General features: G+C 50.8%; 9 protein-coding genes and 1 pseudogene. 2 read left to right on the forward strand and 8 right to left on the reverse strand.

Translation table 11 applies throughout. The features are described from left to right. Positions 1 to 550: 550 nt before the first annotated feature. The 3 genes from KBY66_RS14985 to KBY66_RS14995 all read right to left on the reverse strand — a co-directional run bounded on the left by KBY66_RS14985 (position 551) and on the right by KBY66_RS14995 (position 4051). The gene (locus KBY66_RS14985; protein ID WP_255090424.1) at positions 551 to 1072 is read right to left on the reverse strand and encodes a hypothetical protein; all 522 of its coding nucleotides are present in this window, start codon (positions 1070 to 1072) and stop codon (positions 551 to 553) included. 201 nt (positions 1073 to 1273) lie between these two features. After that, positions 1274 to 2683, reverse strand: a complete 1410-nt coding sequence (locus tag KBY66_RS14990) for a DUF1254 domain-containing protein (RefSeq protein WP_255090425.1) — start codon at positions 2681 to 2683, stop codon at positions 1274 to 1276. Between the two features lie 9 nt (positions 2684 to 2692). Continuing rightward, positions 2693 to 4051, reverse strand: a complete 1359-nt coding sequence (locus tag KBY66_RS14995; RefSeq protein ID WP_255090426.1) for a DUF1254 domain-containing protein — start codon at positions 4049 to 4051, stop codon at positions 2693 to 2695. A 394-nt stretch (positions 4052 to 4445) separates the two neighbouring features. On the opposite strand from KBY66_RS14995, the gene KBY66_RS15000 reads away from it, so the two are divergent. Continuing rightward, entirely contained in the window at positions 4446 to 4814 is a 369-nt protein-coding gene (locus tag KBY66_RS15000; protein WP_255090427.1) for a hypothetical protein, read from the forward strand. Between the two features lie 191 nt (positions 4815 to 5005). On the opposite strand, the gene KBY66_RS15005 is transcribed toward KBY66_RS15000, so the two are convergent. The 4 genes from KBY66_RS15005 to KBY66_RS15020 all read right to left on the reverse strand — a co-directional run bounded on the left by KBY66_RS15005 (position 5006) and on the right by KBY66_RS15020 (position 11373). Further along, a complete protein-coding gene (locus tag KBY66_RS15005; protein ID WP_255090428.1) occupies positions 5006 to 7798 on the reverse strand; it encodes a CHAT domain-containing protein in 2793 nt (930 codons plus the stop codon). A gap of 387 nt (positions 7799 to 8185) precedes the next feature. Next, the gene (locus KBY66_RS15010; RefSeq protein ID WP_255090429.1) at positions 8186 to 8494 is read right to left on the reverse strand and encodes an addiction module antidote protein; all 309 of its coding nucleotides are present in this window, start codon (positions 8492 to 8494) and stop codon (positions 8186 to 8188) included. Between the two features lie 9 nt (positions 8495 to 8503). Beyond that, positions 8504 to 8794, reverse strand: a complete 291-nt coding sequence (locus KBY66_RS15015) for a type II toxin-antitoxin system RelE/ParE family toxin (RefSeq protein WP_255090430.1) — start codon at positions 8792 to 8794, stop codon at positions 8504 to 8506. Positions 8795 to 10080: 1286 nt separating this feature from the next. Further along, positions 10081 to 11373, reverse strand: a complete 1293-nt coding sequence (locus KBY66_RS15020) for a Fic family protein (RefSeq protein ID WP_255090431.1) — start codon at positions 11371 to 11373, stop codon at positions 10081 to 10083. 506 nt (positions 11374 to 11879) lie between these two features. Here KBY66_RS15020 and KBY66_RS15025 point away from each other — a divergent pair. Next, positions 11880 to 15386: pseudogene (locus KBY66_RS15025) on the forward strand (SUMF1/EgtB/PvdO family nonheme iron enzyme). Here the strand turns inward: KBY66_RS15025 and KBY66_RS15030 are convergent. Then, entirely contained in the window at positions 15365 to 16399 is a 1035-nt protein-coding gene (locus KBY66_RS15030; protein ID WP_255090432.1) for a hypothetical protein, read from the reverse strand. The pseudogene KBY66_RS15025 and the gene KBY66_RS15030 sit on opposite strands and share 22 nt — an antisense overlap. Between the last annotated feature and the right edge of the window lie 108 nt (positions 16400 to 16507).

A 16507-nucleotide genomic window follows, 5' to 3' on the forward strand; every position in this document is an offset into this window, starting at 1 on the left:
GCCCCATCCGCCGGCGGACATCAGCCTTGACGGCCTCGCTGTATGGACGCATTGGTCGGTTCCATCAGGCCCCCTGGTGATTGGAATGGTCGGGATGGAGAGGCTTCATCTTTCCTGGCAGAGGGGGCCTCTGGGTCTCGATGGCATCGTAGAGATCCTGCCAAGCGTCTGTCACATTGTGAACGTATGCCGCCCAACGCTGCCCCTGTGTGGCAGGCAGGCAACCCAGGGCTGCGCCAGCAATGAGCTGGTGTTGGCCTGTCCACTCGAGGGGCTTGTTCGAAGTGTCGTCTCTTAACCCTTAAGCCCTGCGGAATTCAGCCTCGCAAAGATCTGTCTAGCACGCTCTACTATCCGCTTCAATGGTTGCTGGCCAGCAACAACAATCATCAAAGCGCTTTTTGTTCCCTTCTGCTTGGGGTGGATTTGCTTCAGACCACATTTTGATGACTGGACTGCTGTTTGGATATGTTGACCAACAATTCTTTCAGGCCTTTGCTGTAGAAGAAGTATTTGCTGGTCTCAGAGTCGCAGGCTCAAGGCTTGTGGACTACTTGGGCATTTCGTCCAGGCCCTGCTGATCGCTGCCTTCAGCAGCTTTAATCTCGTCTATTGTGCGCGATTGTCCCATGCTCAGACCTGTCACGGCAACCATTTCCTGCATCAACAACTTTGCAGGCTTGTCGTTCTTGAATTCAAATTGCATTGCCACAGCTTTACCCGATGCGTCGAATCCATTGACGGTAAAGTTGTATTGATGGTTCTTAGCCAAAAAACCAAGCAAGCCAACACCACCAAGGAGAAGTGTCGTGGCCACACCTGTCCTAATTGAAGTCTTGGATTCACCAGTCTTGCTCCAGTAGGTAACTCGCTTTGACGGGATCCTTCCATATAGCGAAGAAATATCAGTTGGCGATACGATAACGGTGCACTTTGAGCCACCGCAAAGTGCCTCGTATTGGCCAGCATCTACCGGAAGCCACAGTCCACCCAAAATAGATAACCCTAAAGTAGCCTTGATAGTTGCGGTGAAGGGGCTGACAGAGCCGAAGCGGAAGGACGCGAATCCCATGGATCTCGTTCGTGTGAAGACATATAATGGCCTGAAAACGGAAACATTGTTACTGGGCCAACCCAGACCGATCCTTCGAACGCTGCCCCTGAGTGGCAGGCAAGGAGCGTAGGCCGTCAGCAGTGATTAGGTGGTGGCCTGTCCACTCCAGGGGTTTGTTCGCTTCACATCCTCGCCTTCGTTACCCCGGGAAGATTCTAGTTACACTTCGGTCTTCTCGAAATCGGGAAGCACCCACGACCCATCGAAGTGCTCCTGCTTCGGGCCGTAAAGGCGGAAATAGCTGAACCAACCCCGGCCGGGGACTGTCTCGACCCAATTCCCTTCTTTGCCTGCAGGTGCCTTCGGGCCGACATAGAGGTCGATACTGCCGTCGTCGTTGACCTTCAGGTCCATGCGTGATGAGCGGTCCGCTTGCTGGGACGGGTTGTCGATCAGGCAGCGCGCTCCCACGTCGTAGACGGTCATGGACCAGAACTGCTCCACCGGGGCATCTGCAGGTACGCGGAGCCGATAGCTCTTCGTCCCATCGAGCCAGTCGCCGTCCTTATCCTTGTAGGTTCCCAGATAGACTTGGCCGACGCCCGGCGTCCTGGTCACCATCCCGGATGACGTTGTCACGGCTTCGTAAAACCAGGCCGCACGACCGTCAAGCTGGTCGTAGAAGTCCGCTCGTTGGGAAGGATCGATCACGAGGGCAAAATGCCAGTGGGTTCCTTCCGCGTACTGAGCCTCCTTGAGCCGCTTCTCGAAATCATTGGCCTTTGCCATCGCCTCGCCCACCAGAGCCCCGTCGGTGAGCAGCCTGGACTGGCGCTCGTCGGGTTCGAATGGCTTGCCCTTTTCGATGCCGAGCGGCATGAGCATGGCCATGAACCACCGATCGCGCTCATGCACCGGCTCGCGCTGGATGATCGCGTGCAGGCTTTTCCAATAGTCGATTCCTCTGGGGGGCGTCTGACTCCAGCGGATTCCCGAGATGTCGACAATCGACTTCTTGGGCGGGTTGTCGCTCTTCGAGAGAGGGTAGATCTCCAGCATCTGCAGCAGTGCCTTCGCCTTGGCGGGATCCTTGTCAAGGGCGCGGAACCCCCAGAAGACATTGCTCGTTGGGGATTCGGCCAAGTAGCCCCCCTTGGGGGCCTCGGCGTTCTGCCCGGGGCCCGAGATCACGTAGACGCCACCCTGGCCTTTGTCCGGTCCCGTCTGGCCCATATCGATCAAGGGGCGCTGCCACATGTCGTCGGCGAAACCCGCCACCGCGCCGGCAGGCATCCTGACGACCATCGGCCCGGTTTCCTCGAGATTGAAGAAACTGATGATGTAGGGCGTCGTGGCGTTTGCCGTGAGAATCCCGAGCTTGGCCAGGTAGTTGTCATACACCACAACATCACCGGCCCTCGCCTTGAAGGTCACCTCGTGGCCCTTCTGCCACTCGGCAAAGGAGACGATCGGGATGCTCCACAGATAGGCCTGGCAAGCCCGCTGGAAATCAATCTGATCGAAGAGCAGTTCAACCGACTCCCCAGAAGGATAGCCATTGATGAAATCAGGAGTGAAGGACAGCCTGCCGATCGGGGTGTCGAGAGTTTCAGCTGGGGTTTGGTTCATGGTTCTGGTTTATTGGGTCTTGATCGACGGCTGTTCGTTCAATGATCCCGTCACATAGTCTGGCCGCTTATAGGTGCCATCGAAGATCGATTGACTGGGACCGTAACAGCGCATCACCGTCCAGAATGGGCCGTCGGGGGCGGGCAGCCAGTTGCTCTCCTTGTCGTTTCCGGGGGATTCCTTGCCGACGTAGATGACGAGGGAGCCGTCCTCGTTGGTCTTGAGGCCGGTGGTGGCACTGCCGATCGAATAGCGATCGATTGGGTTACCCACCAGCAAGCGCTCCGGCAGCTTGTACATGGTGATCGACCAGAAGTAATCCACCGGTGGCATCTGATCCCCTGTGAAGGTCAGGGTGTAGGTGCACTTGCCGCCATCGAGAGGCGTGCCATCGGCATCGGCAGGCATCGAGAGATAAACGGAGACCTCCTTCACATTGCCGAAGATTCCCATATAGACCCCGAGGGCCCGGTCCATGTAGTTCGTGCCGACCCGCTTCCGCGTACCGAAGAACTTTGCCGCGTCGATGCCGCCCTCGCTGAGATTCTTCATCTCCGCGCGCCCATCCTCAAGACCTTGCTGCATCGCCTCACGCACTGCAGGCTCCAACGCCGCGGGGTCCCATGATGAGCCCGATTGGATCCCGAGCTGGGCCAAAGCTTCATGCATCGCCTGGTCGTCCGGATTCGGGGTGACGAAGGGCAGCAGAAACGAAACGTAGCTCCAGTAGGCTTCCTTGACTTCATCTCCATCGGTCCACTTCGGCCAGTCGATGGTGGGAGCGGCCTTGGGAGCAGGTATGCCGGCAAAGGAACTCAAGGGCTCAAGTTTGTAGCTTTCCTGAATTTCCTTGACCTTCCGGAGATCCTCCTGGCCACCGATGATCTGGGTGCGGGTCAAGGTGCCAAGGAAATCCGTCTCACCTTGAATGACCCGTGCCACTCCATCCGGAAGACTGCCCTTCCAAGACGGGGAGGTGAGCAGCACGGAAATTCCATCGTTTCCGTCGTTGACCGATCCGGGATTGTCGAGGACATAGCCCCAGTAGTCATCCCATTGGCTTGTGTAGAACCGCTCCTTCTCGATCTTCGGCATCGTCAGCACCCACGGTTCGGTGCGAAGATCCACCCACGCGTAGGAATAGGGCGTGTCGTTGTTTGGCGTCACAATATCGGTATCCGCTGGCGAGGAAAGCCCAAGATGAAGCCACTTGCCCATGGCCTTCTCCCCGTCGATGGCCTGCATGAACATCGTCCGGTAATTCATCACCAGGGGATAAGTGAAGATGTAGGCAGACTTTGCGAGGCCTCGGGCGGCCTGTGGGTCGATGATCTCCGATGAACTGAAAGATTGCTTCGTGTTCATCATGATGCTCTACAGGTTGACTTCAGGACACGGGATCTCACCAACGCTAGGCCAGATGAAACACCCTCCGCAAGTGGAGATGAAACTTTACTTCCGCTCAACACAGCCTCCGCTGGCTTGATTGGCAAGGAAGTTGGGGGATTACTGAAGCGAACGATTGAGTTCAGCGGATTTTGCGAACGGCAAGAACCTTTGAGACACAGCAAAATGTTCAAATTCGTTCGCAAAATTCCGTTGCAACGGTTTGTTATGCCGCTGCGACCAAGGTCGTCCCGCCTGACTAGGATTAATCACAGACCCTGTATGTACATATTTCGTAATCAATAATCGCTTAGTCAAGTTCTAACGATTGCTGATCTAAATATATAATTAGCCTAGACCCTGGACCATCCTAAGCATGACAACTATTACAGAGCAAGAGATCGAATCATTTCGCTCACGGCTAGCAGATTATCCAGAGGGAATTGGAGCCTTGGATATAATTAAGGAATGTGGTGGAAACTTAGAAGATGCGATAGCGTTGATAACATTAAGAGAAACCGGACAAGAACCCGAACGAGGATTGAGTGATTGGCTTGAAAAAAGTCGCAAAGTTGTATGTCAGGAGGAATTTCGCAATGACCTTGCTGGTGGGTTAATCGGTGTATTAGTTGAGCCATTGACAATTGGTCTTGCTATTCCTCCAGGGATTGCTACAGTAGTTACTGTATACGTTTTCAAGATCGGGATAAAGAGGTTTTGTGAATCTCCTAATCCAACACCCTAAAGTCCTATTACAGTAAATGCTGCCCAATAATATGGATCTAGAAAGGGATATGGTTGGCGTAGCCTAGTTATCTTAAGGGATTCTTGAAAGATTAAGCGTTGTCCTGGTCGAAGTTGACTAAGAAAATCATTAATCTTAGGTTGAAGTCTGATTATCTCTTCATCAAACTGTTCAATAGTTAGGTGTCTCAACTATATTTGTGATTTGCTGAGAGCAAGCGCTACATCTCCTGCGTTTAAGGGAAGCAGTGAACCAAGAGTTTCATATAGCTTAACTATCAGTAATGTTGTAGAGAGATCATTCACTGCCCAGAGGGAACTGACAATGGCGGGAGCGCCCGCGTAATGAAATCCGCTCGGTAAACCAATATACTCATCACTAATACAGGTTGGGTCAGTCATTCCCGTCTCACAAGCAGAGAGTGTAATAAGTCGGCATTGACTAAGGCGCATTTCGAAGACTTCTCTCAAAGTAAGGTATTCTTTATTTGCCAGAATCAAAGCCGATGACAAGGGAAACTCTGGATTGAATTCAGCATGACAAGAAAAATGAATACAGTGAGCCGATAATAATCTCTTATTCGCCTCAAGTGCTAAACTAGTTGCTTCTTGGTTTGCCAAGATGTTCACAATGGGGAAGAAAGAGCGTAGGATTTCCACTTCAAAATCTGCATATATTAAATCTCTAGTGGGATTCTGAATTGCAAATAGGTTTTTGAAGTCGAAGTGTTGTTGCCGTTGAGTTAGCTGGAGTAGCTGGCAACTAGGAATGTAACCAATACCTCCCTCAAAGCAATCTAGCATTAGATTGCCATTTAGCAATGGCAAGGAATGTAGCGGTAATATATGTAGATAACGATGAGGAATTAGGGTAAGGCACTCGCATTCTACGATTTCAGGATTAGCAAGAATCTCATCTAGATTCAAGATTGTTGATAGACTGCCCAGTTGATTAGCTAGCTCATCTTTCCAATGAGGCTTTGTATTTCTGTAATTTCTTAAATAACGTGAAGTCCATAATTCTAATTCATTCAATTTTTCTAAGCTAGAATGCCAGATCAGTCGTAACGATACTTGAGTAATGAGAAATGTTAGAATGCAGTTGTCTAAAATGTACCATTGCCGAATTACAGTATGAGAATCTAAAGTTGATTGAAATGAATCAAAATTAAAGCTAGAGCCAATTGGTAAATACCGATCCTGTAATTGATTTCGCTGTCGCCTGAGTTGTTGAAGCTTATCGGCTAAATTAGTCGAGTTATCAAAAGATGCAGCCTGGATCTGAGCCTGAATACTGGCAATTCTATTTTGCAATCTTTCTAATTGAGTCGCAACTACTTGAGGAAATACTATGTGAATATCACGACTAAAGATAAGCTCAACTAAATCGCGCGTTTTGCTACGTTCTGCATATTCTATTGCTTTTTTGAGATAGCCGAGCTCCAGAGAAACCTTTACAGCATCTCGATAGAGGTCATGCCAATCTCTCGCTAGCTTCTGTTTAATATCAGTACTAGAAAGAACCTCGTCTCGTAATAGCTCAATACTCTCAATCGCAGATTTGAAAGCAAGATAGGAGTTTTGATACTGCTTAGTCTTTTCATAGGCACGACCTAGACTATGCAGCGTTTCAATATAGTAATGTGGAAAGAGTTCCTTCGTATGAACTTGCAAGGCATTTTGGAAATAGGTGATAGCTTGCTCTAAGTTCTTCTCCTTATTCCCTTCAATGCGCTCAGCATAAGCCGCCCCTAGATTATTCTGGATGGTTGCCCATCGTTCTATAAAAGTGTCACGGGAGTAAACGCGTAAAGCATTGTCATAGCAAGATATTGCTCTTTCAAAGTTCTCTGCGAGACTTCTGGCTCTGCTTGTTCTGTAAGTTTCTCCCAGATTAAGTTGGATCATCGCCCACTGTTCTGGAAAGGCATCGAATGTCCAAACTTTCAAGGCACTTTCATAGGAAGCAATGGCTTGAATGAAATTCTCAATCCATACTCCCTTGATACGTATCCGATACGCCTCACCTAAACTATTCTGAGTCTCTGCCCATAAATATGGGAACTCGTCAAGAATACGAACTTTAAGCGCTTCTTCATAACAAGAAATTGACTTTTCTAAGTTTTCACTCCGCTTGCCATGAAATCTATAGAGATAGGCACTTCCCAAATTACTCTGTATTGATGCCCAATGTTCTGGATGCGTATCATAAGTATAAGCTTGCAAGGCATTCTGATAGCAAATAATGGCTTGCTCCAAGTTTTCAGCACGATCGCTTAGAATGCGACATAAGTATGCATTGCCTAAGTTAATCTGCGTGTCTGCCCAGTATTCTGGATGTGATTCGTAAGTATAGACTCTAAGAGAATATCGACAATGCTGAATAGCTTGCTCTATGTTCTCAGCACGTTCTCCTTTGATTCGTTGTCGATATGTGTTTGCCAAATTGTTCTGGGTTAACGCCCAACTTTCTGGAAGACTTTCATATGTCCAGACTTCTAGAGAATTGTTGTGACAAGCAATTGCCATTTCTAGATTCTCAGCCCGATCGCCGCAAACTCGCTTTTCGTAGAAATTTCCTAAAGTGCTTTGATTAAGTGCCCAACCCTGCAAATGCTTATCACGGGCGAAAACCGTCATTAGAACTGCTTTGCAACCCTTAATAGCAATCTCTAGATTAGTAGCTTGATTTCCTTGAGGATATTCGGCCAACTGAATGCAGAGATTGCCAATTAATACAGCGATCTTCAATGCCTCCACTCCTTCAAGGGTTGATAGAGCTTGGAGCGCCCAATCTTCAAGAAGTTGAGCAAAGTTGTTGTCCAGTCTGTCTAAGTTTGCTTCCAGTAATGGATAAATAACTTGTGCACTAATGTTGCTCTCATAGCCTGTCTGAATCAGATGTGAAAGAAAGATCCGATAAGTAACACTGTTGAGAAAAGCGGCAGCATCATGTTCACTTTTTCTCTCCAACACTTTGATCATTCGTTTAAGTGTTACCACAAAGCTCTCGTCTATCAGGCTAGAGCTATTCCTCAGGATTTCTAAGTAATCACTTGGACGTTCCAAGAGTCTATCAATTAGATTGAGGTGACTTTCGAGCCGCTGATCATCCATTATTGCTATTTATAAGTTTAGTTTGAAGATAACATTATAAAATCTAGCACAGGCTTGACGAGGTCGCGCCGCCTCTAGTCTTAAGCCAGCGTATCACCAACGATCTGAAGCTAACGCAACCATAAGCAACGTAAGAAAGGTGTCTAGTTTTTTCCCCACCGAGGTCTTGCGGCATAACGCTCGCCATCACCTGGCCGCAATGAACGTTGCATCAAGCAGATGCCCTTGCGGTGGCGGCTCAGGTGAATGGCGGTGTTAGACAGCAGCTTTCGCCTCATCTGCAGGACTTGCATGCAACTGAAGACCTAGCGCCGAGATAACCTTCAAGATCGTACCGAACTCTGGATTTCCACCAGCTGACAAAGCCTTGTAGAGGCTCTCACGACCAAGGCCTGCGTCACGGGCGATCTGTGTCATTCCTTTGGCACGAGCTATATCACCTAGCGCGGCAGCGATGACCTTGGGGTCGCCATCTTCGAGTGCTGCTTCAAGATAGGCAGCCTGGTCTTCACTGCTTACAAGATGGTCTGCAGGATCCCAGCGAGTAGTAGCCGTCTTAGTCACGAGTCTCTCCTAAAGGTTTCGCGCAAGATCTTTAGCTTGCTTAACATCCTTAGCTTGAGAGGATTTGTCTCCACCTGCAAGGAGCAGGATGAACTCCTCACCGTTCTGGATGAAATAGATTCGGTAGCCTGGGCCGAATTGAATCCGAAGTTCTGAGACTCCTTCCCCGACTGGGCGAACATCCCCAGGATTACCAAGAGATAGACGCCTCACTCGAATGTCGATTCGCGCCTTGGCTGCGCGATCACGCAGACCCCTAAACCAATTGGCATAGGCATTAGTCTCCCGAACCTCCAGCATTGGAGCATTGTATCCCAAGAGATACGAGAGCGCAACCCGCTCTTTTCGTCTGTCTAACGATAGCGATCACCCGCCGGCAATAGGCGGCGAAGCTGACGGTTGGTGGTCGGGTGCATCGCAGTGTTAGCTTGTTGGCAATTAAGCGTCCCACTTAATTAATACAAATGACGAAAGAAGCATTTCAGCATGTCTACAACAGGCCCCTCTCTATTGCTGCAATATATACAGACGATTAGAAGAGGCCAAAATCAGATATCTTGCCTTCAATTGCCGATACAAGTCTTTTTAGCTCCTCAAGAGTGGCGTCTCCCTTGATTCTATTTGCACGCCAGCTGATAACCCAGCAGTTTTCTTTGGTATACCCTTCATCAGGAATCAGTCTATCCAATGACGGGCTGGCAGCATGGAAACCCCCCTCACCCTTCCTTGTTTGCTGTTCTGAATTAGCGTGGCTAAGGCGAATACCGAGCACTGGACAGAATTCAGGTATCACAATGTCTTCGTGTTCAATGGTAAACGGAATTCCTCGCTCATCAGCGCGTCTTCGCGCTCCAGACCATAGAATGCCTACTCGAGTATTAGATAAGCCGCCCTGAACTTTGCGATGACAGTTGCAATTAGCCTTGCCTGCCAAGAAGTCAGTCTTCTGCCACCATCCTTCGGCACCACATATTTCACAGCGACAGGGTAGCTCACGCTTAAGGGAGCCAGTTTGATTGCGGGATAGGCGGCATGGACCGATTGAAACAAGATTCTGACATCTTGTGCCTAAAGGAACATTCTTTCGTCTGCCCATGCTGCAGTGCTTACAGTTCTCCACACCAAGACGATCTAGTTGCCTAAGGTTTTCCCACTTTGCAGGGCTATCTCCCGCCTCGCCACAGGGCATACAAACCCAATTCCATAGTGGCTTGCCAATTCTGTTGTCACGGCTGATCTGTCGGCCTGCGAACCCAGTAATTCTCCTGCCTGCAACAATCTCATCTGTATGGTCAAATAGAGGAGGATTTTCAACTGAAGGGGAACTCATAAGCCGTTTAAGGCCGAGAATGCATGGTCACAATTCCATTGAAGCATACAAAGTCTCAGTTATCACCAGGTCGGCGGCAGACGAGAATACAGTGCCGGGGGTTCAAGGAGTTGAATTCTCGCCAACCGACAAAACAATTGATGCCTAATAAATCAGCTGCAGCCGATGCAAGCAAGCTAACGTCTGCGATCACCTGGCCGCGGACGCATACAAGGTATGAGCACGCTGAAGGAGGCGGCTCAGGTGAATCGCGTTGTTAGCCTCCAAAATCTTTCTCCACAACCTCTTGGATGAAGAGCCTGCAAAGTGAATCGACCTTCTCTTCTCGAACACGAGAGTCAACCCCCCGAACAACGAATGCCTCGCGTTCTGGATTATATCCAATCTCCACAACATTTGGGACGTTGGGCGCTGTTATCTGATCAAGGAACTCGTAGTGAAACGATCCAGCAGGCTCTTCCCTACTTACATGTAGTGTAACGTCAACGTCAACTCCCAGGGCACGCATTACATGGCTGGGTGATCCAAAGAAAAATAGGTACCGGGCAGACCTTGCGCCAATCTTAAAGTCGATACGGAAAAACCATGTCTTCTTGGCTGAGCCATAATTCTTTAACGAAAGATACTTTTCAAATCCGAGGTTGCCAAAGTCATTAAAGTATATCTTGCCAATGTTAGCATTTGCGTCTAGTAGGTCTGCAGTTTGTCTGATGAGGCTCTTCAAAAGCTCCATTGCATTTTTCCACACTTCATAGTGATTTGATGCAGTGACTTTCTCCTTAGCCCCAAATTTAAGGGCAATAGACTTAGCCCATTCCTGCGCATCTCTCTGCTCAGAAGCGGCTGCCTCATACTCCTCAAGGCTTTCTTCAATTGACTCCGAGACAAGAGAGACAAAGCCAGTTAAGTCTGACACTTGAGATAATTCCAGAGCATCATAGTAGCGCGACCTGTCTTCACGAGTAATCACTGCAATTGGAAAGCCATAGCGCATGAACAACAAATTCATGAGGAGCCTGGCAACTCGTCCATTTCCATCAATAAACGGATGGACTGTCACAAACCAGGTATGAGCCGCACTTGCTGCAAGAATTGCTTCGTCTTGCATAAATAACGTTCCGGGACTGCTCGCTGATTTTAGCCATTGACCAAAATCATTCATTTCACTCGCGATATGCTCGGGATTAGGCGGCTTAAACTCCGACCCTCCAATTTCAACGGGGACCGAACGATACCTACCAGCGTTCTCACGATTAATATCTGTAAGCACCAAGTAATGAAGCTGTCTTATGTCCGCCTCTGTGATGGGTGTTTCAGTATTCCTTGCCAACTCTTCGAGAAAATCAAGAGCTGCAGAAAGATTCTTGGCCTCCGCCTGATCCTTTAGTGGCTTTCCGCTAATAGTTAAGCCCTGTTCAACGACCAGCCTGGTCTCTCCAACGTCAAGTGTGCTGCCTTCAATCGCATTTGAGTTGTAGATATTCTTGATTTTGAAGTATTTTCTAAGCTTGCCAAGTACTTCTGGGGTAAGTGCGCCAGTGGTTCGCATAGACTGCACTCGGTCGGCAAGAATCCTTGATTGGTCTAGCTGAGTCTCTGCAACTTCATAGGCTGTACCTTGAATGCTGTGCATTGGGATCGTAAAAGACTCTGTAAATTGTAGCTCTTGCCTGTGGGGCTAACGCCCCAGATCAGAAGCGGGCCGAGCTGCTCCAGCTGGACAAGAAAGCCCAGCCCCCGTCTTCTGCATCTGTTTGTTCGGCGGTCTAGACGTCTGAAGTATCTGCTTTCGCTGAAGTATAGTAATGGCAGGTAGCAGCATGCCCTACTGGAGTGCTTATCTGGCAATGCCCGATCATGTGCAGCATATCAGAATGCACATTGATGTCATATCTTGTTCTGCAGCCGGCACCTTTGCACCGAGTACGGATTCTCATTGTAGGGTTCCTGTCGAGGGCACGTTCGCTAGGTGTGTTGAGGACAAGATCACCGCTCTGCAAACTTTTTCATGATCATTTGCTGTAGCATGAATACTCCTCTCTGCCATGTGGCTTCATGGGAATTACTGGGCCAGGCCCCTGGAGGGTATTTATCTCTCACACGTCGGAGTTGCGCAAGTATCCATCTGCCGGCTCCTACATCGACAAAGCCGAGCGTGCCATCTCCGCCACTGGCAACGTCGTTATAGACATGCGCGATTTTCCCTCTATCGACGAAGCACCTGCTCATGTATGCATAGATCGCGTTAAAGACTGTGATGTTTATGTAGGGATCTACGGAACCCGCTGGGGCTCGCCGGTTCGTGATCGGCCCGATGTGTCGTACACGGAGCTGGAATTTGACACGGCCACTGCAACGAAGGGCACGGAGCATGAGATCCAACGACTTGTGTTTCAGCTGGATCCCGAGGCCGAAGATCCAGGAATTCCGCCCAAAGCCCTGATTGACCGGTTGTATGGGGACAGGCAAGAGGAGTTTCTGGCAAAGGTGAGCAACGCGGGCCTGACGCTGCAAAAATTTTCCAACCCCGACCAGCTCTCTCAGCTCGTTGAGCGCTCCCTGAAACAATTGGCGGAGGTCTCCACGCCAGGAGGCCCGAAGGGCTATACCACAAGTGAGATCGCCGCCTGGTTGGAGCGGTACCACTGCAAGGTGGAGAGAGCCTTCTTGGCCATTCCGTCGGTGCAACAACGGCGTGTGCATGTGCCTCTGGACGTGCGGTTGACCCTGGCGGGCGCGGACGCCAGCAGTACACAGGCACTTCTGGAGCCGGAACAACTCGCGCCTCTGTTGGAACCTGGCTCGGCCCAGCTTCTCTTGATTAGCGGAGATGGTGGCTGCGGAAAAACAAGTCTGGCATTCCGCATCGCCAGGTGGTTCCTGGAAGGCAAGCCGGATGGGCTGAGACGGCTGCCATTACTGATCGAAACAGGTTTGGCGGAGGGAGAGAGCGTCGCCGGGCGGGTAAAGCGCTGGCTGGACGCGCAGCTCGCGGATGAGGACAAGGGCATCGATCCTGCCCTGGTAGCAGCACTGCTGCGCCAGAAGCGGTTAATTCCGATACTCGATCACGTCTCAGAGCTGTCAGAAGCCGAGCGGCAGCGACTGCTGACGAACCTGCCAGCGGGCCTAGTGATCGCCACTACCCGCAGCAACGATGATGGCTACCGAGAGCGACCAATAACACGGCTGGTGCCACTACAGATCGCCACCGACCGGCTTCAGTCGTTTTTCCTCGACTACTTGCGACAGCAGGGCCAAGGTGAGTTGCTCAAGGACGACGACCTAGTTCCGGCCCAGAACCAGCTTCGGCGCATCGTGGGAGACAAGCCAATCACTGCGCTACTGGCCCAGATGTTTATCGACGACGTAATTGCTAAGCGGAAACAAGGGGTGCTGGCGGGATCAGTTCCTGATCTCATGCTTAGTTATGTCACTCGAGTGGATACGCCGTCCGACCACAGGATGCGACAGCGGGCGGGGTTGGTGATCGATGGGTCGCTTGTGCAACGGGTCTTGAAAGTTCTGGCGCTGGCCAGTCACCGACAGGGACCCAGGGGGAAGCCCATGTTCCAACCGCTAGTGTTTCCTCTCTGGCTGGCGGAGCGGGCCCTTGCAGCAGCTGATGGGTTAGGGCTTGCGCAGGGTGAGAAGCGCAGAGCAATACTAGCCTATCTACTGGAATTGCGGCTGCTGCTGCATCCCGGAGCTGATGCCAGTGAACTGCGCTTTCCGCTCGATTCTTTGTCTGACTACCTAGCTGCGTTGGAACAACTCGAACAGCTGGAGGCGAAATCTGGGGTGGAAGGAGAGGTCTGGGAGGAATTTCTGGCTCAACTGGAAGATTCGAATGAGGATGGGCGGGAGCGAATGAGAGGTTTTTTGCTGGCACTGCGCGATTGCTGCCACGAGCGGAGCAAGGGGCGGTCGTTGGCTATGCCGACCGATGCCCCAGATAGGCTGGGTCGGCTTGCTTTTCTGGATCCAGAAGAGGAGCGCTATCGCCAGGAACTGCAGCGGGCTCGCAAATGGACTTGGGAGTTGGGAGTGCCGGTGGCAAGTGAGCGGCGCGATGCTGTGGCCAAGCTGGCTGCGATGTCTGCTACCGATGCGCCACTTCCCGCACGGCGCGCCGTGCGGGAAGTGGCGAGTGAGCGGTTAGCTCTGGCGATGACGGACAAGCAGTTGCCTACCCAGGAGCGGGCCGAAGTCGCCATGGTGTTGGGCTTGATCGGAAATGAGATGGCCATAGCCGGCCTGATGAACATGATGCGGGGCAACTCTCACCCGTTGGCGCTCCGACGAGCGGCCGCAGAGGGCTTAGGCCTCCTCGCTGCAGGGCGGAAGGGCAATGAGGAGAGCCAACAAATGATCACAAAAGAGCTGGCGATCCTTCTCCGCAAGGAGCCACTAAAATCAGTTGTGAAGGAAGTAGGCGACTGGAATCAGCCAGATGCAACCTTGCCATTGCTGCAGGGGGCTGCAAGGGGTCTGCAACTGGCGTCCGCACCAAGCCTGCCGATCCTAGGAACAGGTGTCGGCCATTTGGTCCCAATGCTGACCCTCATGGCTAAGCAGAACGGCGAGGAATTGGATCTGAGTAGCCAGGTTGTGGAGATCCCGGTGTGGAAGTTACCGCTGCCTGATGGAGAGCAGGTAGAGATGGTGATCGTGCCAGGAGGCAACTATGAGATCGGCTCTCCGGCAGACGAGAAGGAGCGAGGCCGCTATGACCATGCCGCTGAGTGCACAGGAATCGACGTGGAGGCACGTCAGTTTGTACAGCTAACCGACTATGCGATGGCCCGCTTTCCTATCAGCCAGGCCCAGTGGGCTGCTGTAGCCAAGTTAGAGGCGATCGAGCTTGAGTTGAGCGACTCAATCAGCACCTTTGAGCCCAAGGGCCTGTGGGAATGTTATTGCCAGCCAGGCGGCCTGCCTGTTGAAAGTGTGACCTGGTTCGACTGCCAGGAGTGGCTGGCGCGACTGAACCGTTGGCTCGCTAAGGAAATGGTCTTCCAAAGGGCAAGCAGTCAGCCATTGGTGATGTCATTGCCAAGCGAGAGCCTGTGGGAAGTTGCCTGACGTGCAGAGAGCAGAAAGCCCTTCCATTTCGGGGATACCCTTGATCCTGCCTGGGCCAATTACGAAGGGTCCTACAGTTACGGATCAGGACGAAAGGGAAGTTACGCTGGACGGACTACCTCCGTCGGTTCGTTTGCGTTTGTGAACCGCTGGGGCTTAGCAGAAATGCACGGCCACTTGCTTGAGTGGTGTCAAGATGTTTGGCATCCATCTCGCCACGGTGTGCCAAAGGACGGAGGTGCCGAGTTAGCCCTCGATCCATCTCTCGATGGAATGGTTCAACAGCTGCATCGTGTTCTGCGGGGCGGTTCTTGGTCAAATGGCCCTAGGATCTGCCGTTCCGCGTTCCGCTACAGCGGCTTGCCCAAAGATCGGGCAGCGATCATCGGATTAAGGCCATGCTGCGTGATTCCACAGGATGCTGCACATGGTATCCACTTGAACAATAGCAACCTTTATTCCGGTTTAACAACTTGATAATAGCCATTGATACGGACCTCGAGGTCAGTAACCCCATCTGGCAGAAGCGAGCTAAAGTCGAACTGCCAACTTTCCCCTTTGCGCAAAACCATATATTCCTGATCTGCATTAGCAAGAGCAGTATCAGGAGGCGTAACTTCACCTTTAACGCCTGTTCCTGGATCGGTAAATGTTAGGCGAACCTGATCAAGATAAGTAATCTCATCCTCTCTCTCTTGAATCATAATTTGGCTGATATTGCGAGTGTATAGATATGTCTCTTCAGTCTGTAGTGACTTTGTATTGCGTGCAACTAAGACGGTTCCGTAGTCAACCCAATAGCCGTTAGTGCGGTCATAGACAACCAAATAAGGGCAGCTGCCTAGACGCACCATTTGACCAATAGTTATGAAGGCAACATCTAAAGGCTTAAGCCTACTTTCCTTGGCAATCTCTATGTGGTCAATAACCTGTCCAACTGTGATCTGGTGGCTAATCGGTATTTCGTCGGATCGATTCTTCATCATCCCAACAAAGCCAGGTTTCAGGCGAAGTTCTTTGAGGTCCTTGGAGTTGATTCCCCTGTACATGTTTTGCGAGGTCTGGGGATCTACATTGAGATCAAGTATAAAAACTGGATTGCTCCATGGCTTCGGCTTTAATTGATCCCTCGACGGAACATATTGAAAGCCAAATTCTACGGGAATAATTAGATTGCTGCCCGGATCAAGCTGAGTAGGAAGTTCTAGTGTGAGCTGATCTGAATTGCCTTTTGACCCGCTGGGTCGATCTTCCGAAGACCTCAACTGATAGGGACTGCCATCGTCAAAACTCTTAGTATAACTTAACCCAGCAAAATCACGAGGGAGACCATTGCCGCCAACCTTTATAGAAATAAATTTAACGTAGGGTGTAAATTGACTGACTGTGGATTCGCTAACTAGGAATTGCTTCCCAGTACATCCATTTATTGATATATCGGGTTTGGAGCTAAATGGATAGCGAAAACCTATTAGGGAAGCTCTGGACAACACGTCCGCATAGCCAGTCGCGGTCCACCAATTGTTCGGATTGGACTATTTCAGCAGAGATCAGGCTGGAATGAGCCTGATCTCACCATGTTTGGGGACTGGCCCGCT

This window comes from Synechococcus sp. Tobar12-5m-g (genome assembly GCF_024345415.1).
Taxonomy (GTDB): domain Bacteria; phylum Cyanobacteriota; class Cyanobacteriia; order PCC-6307; family Cyanobiaceae; genus Regnicoccus.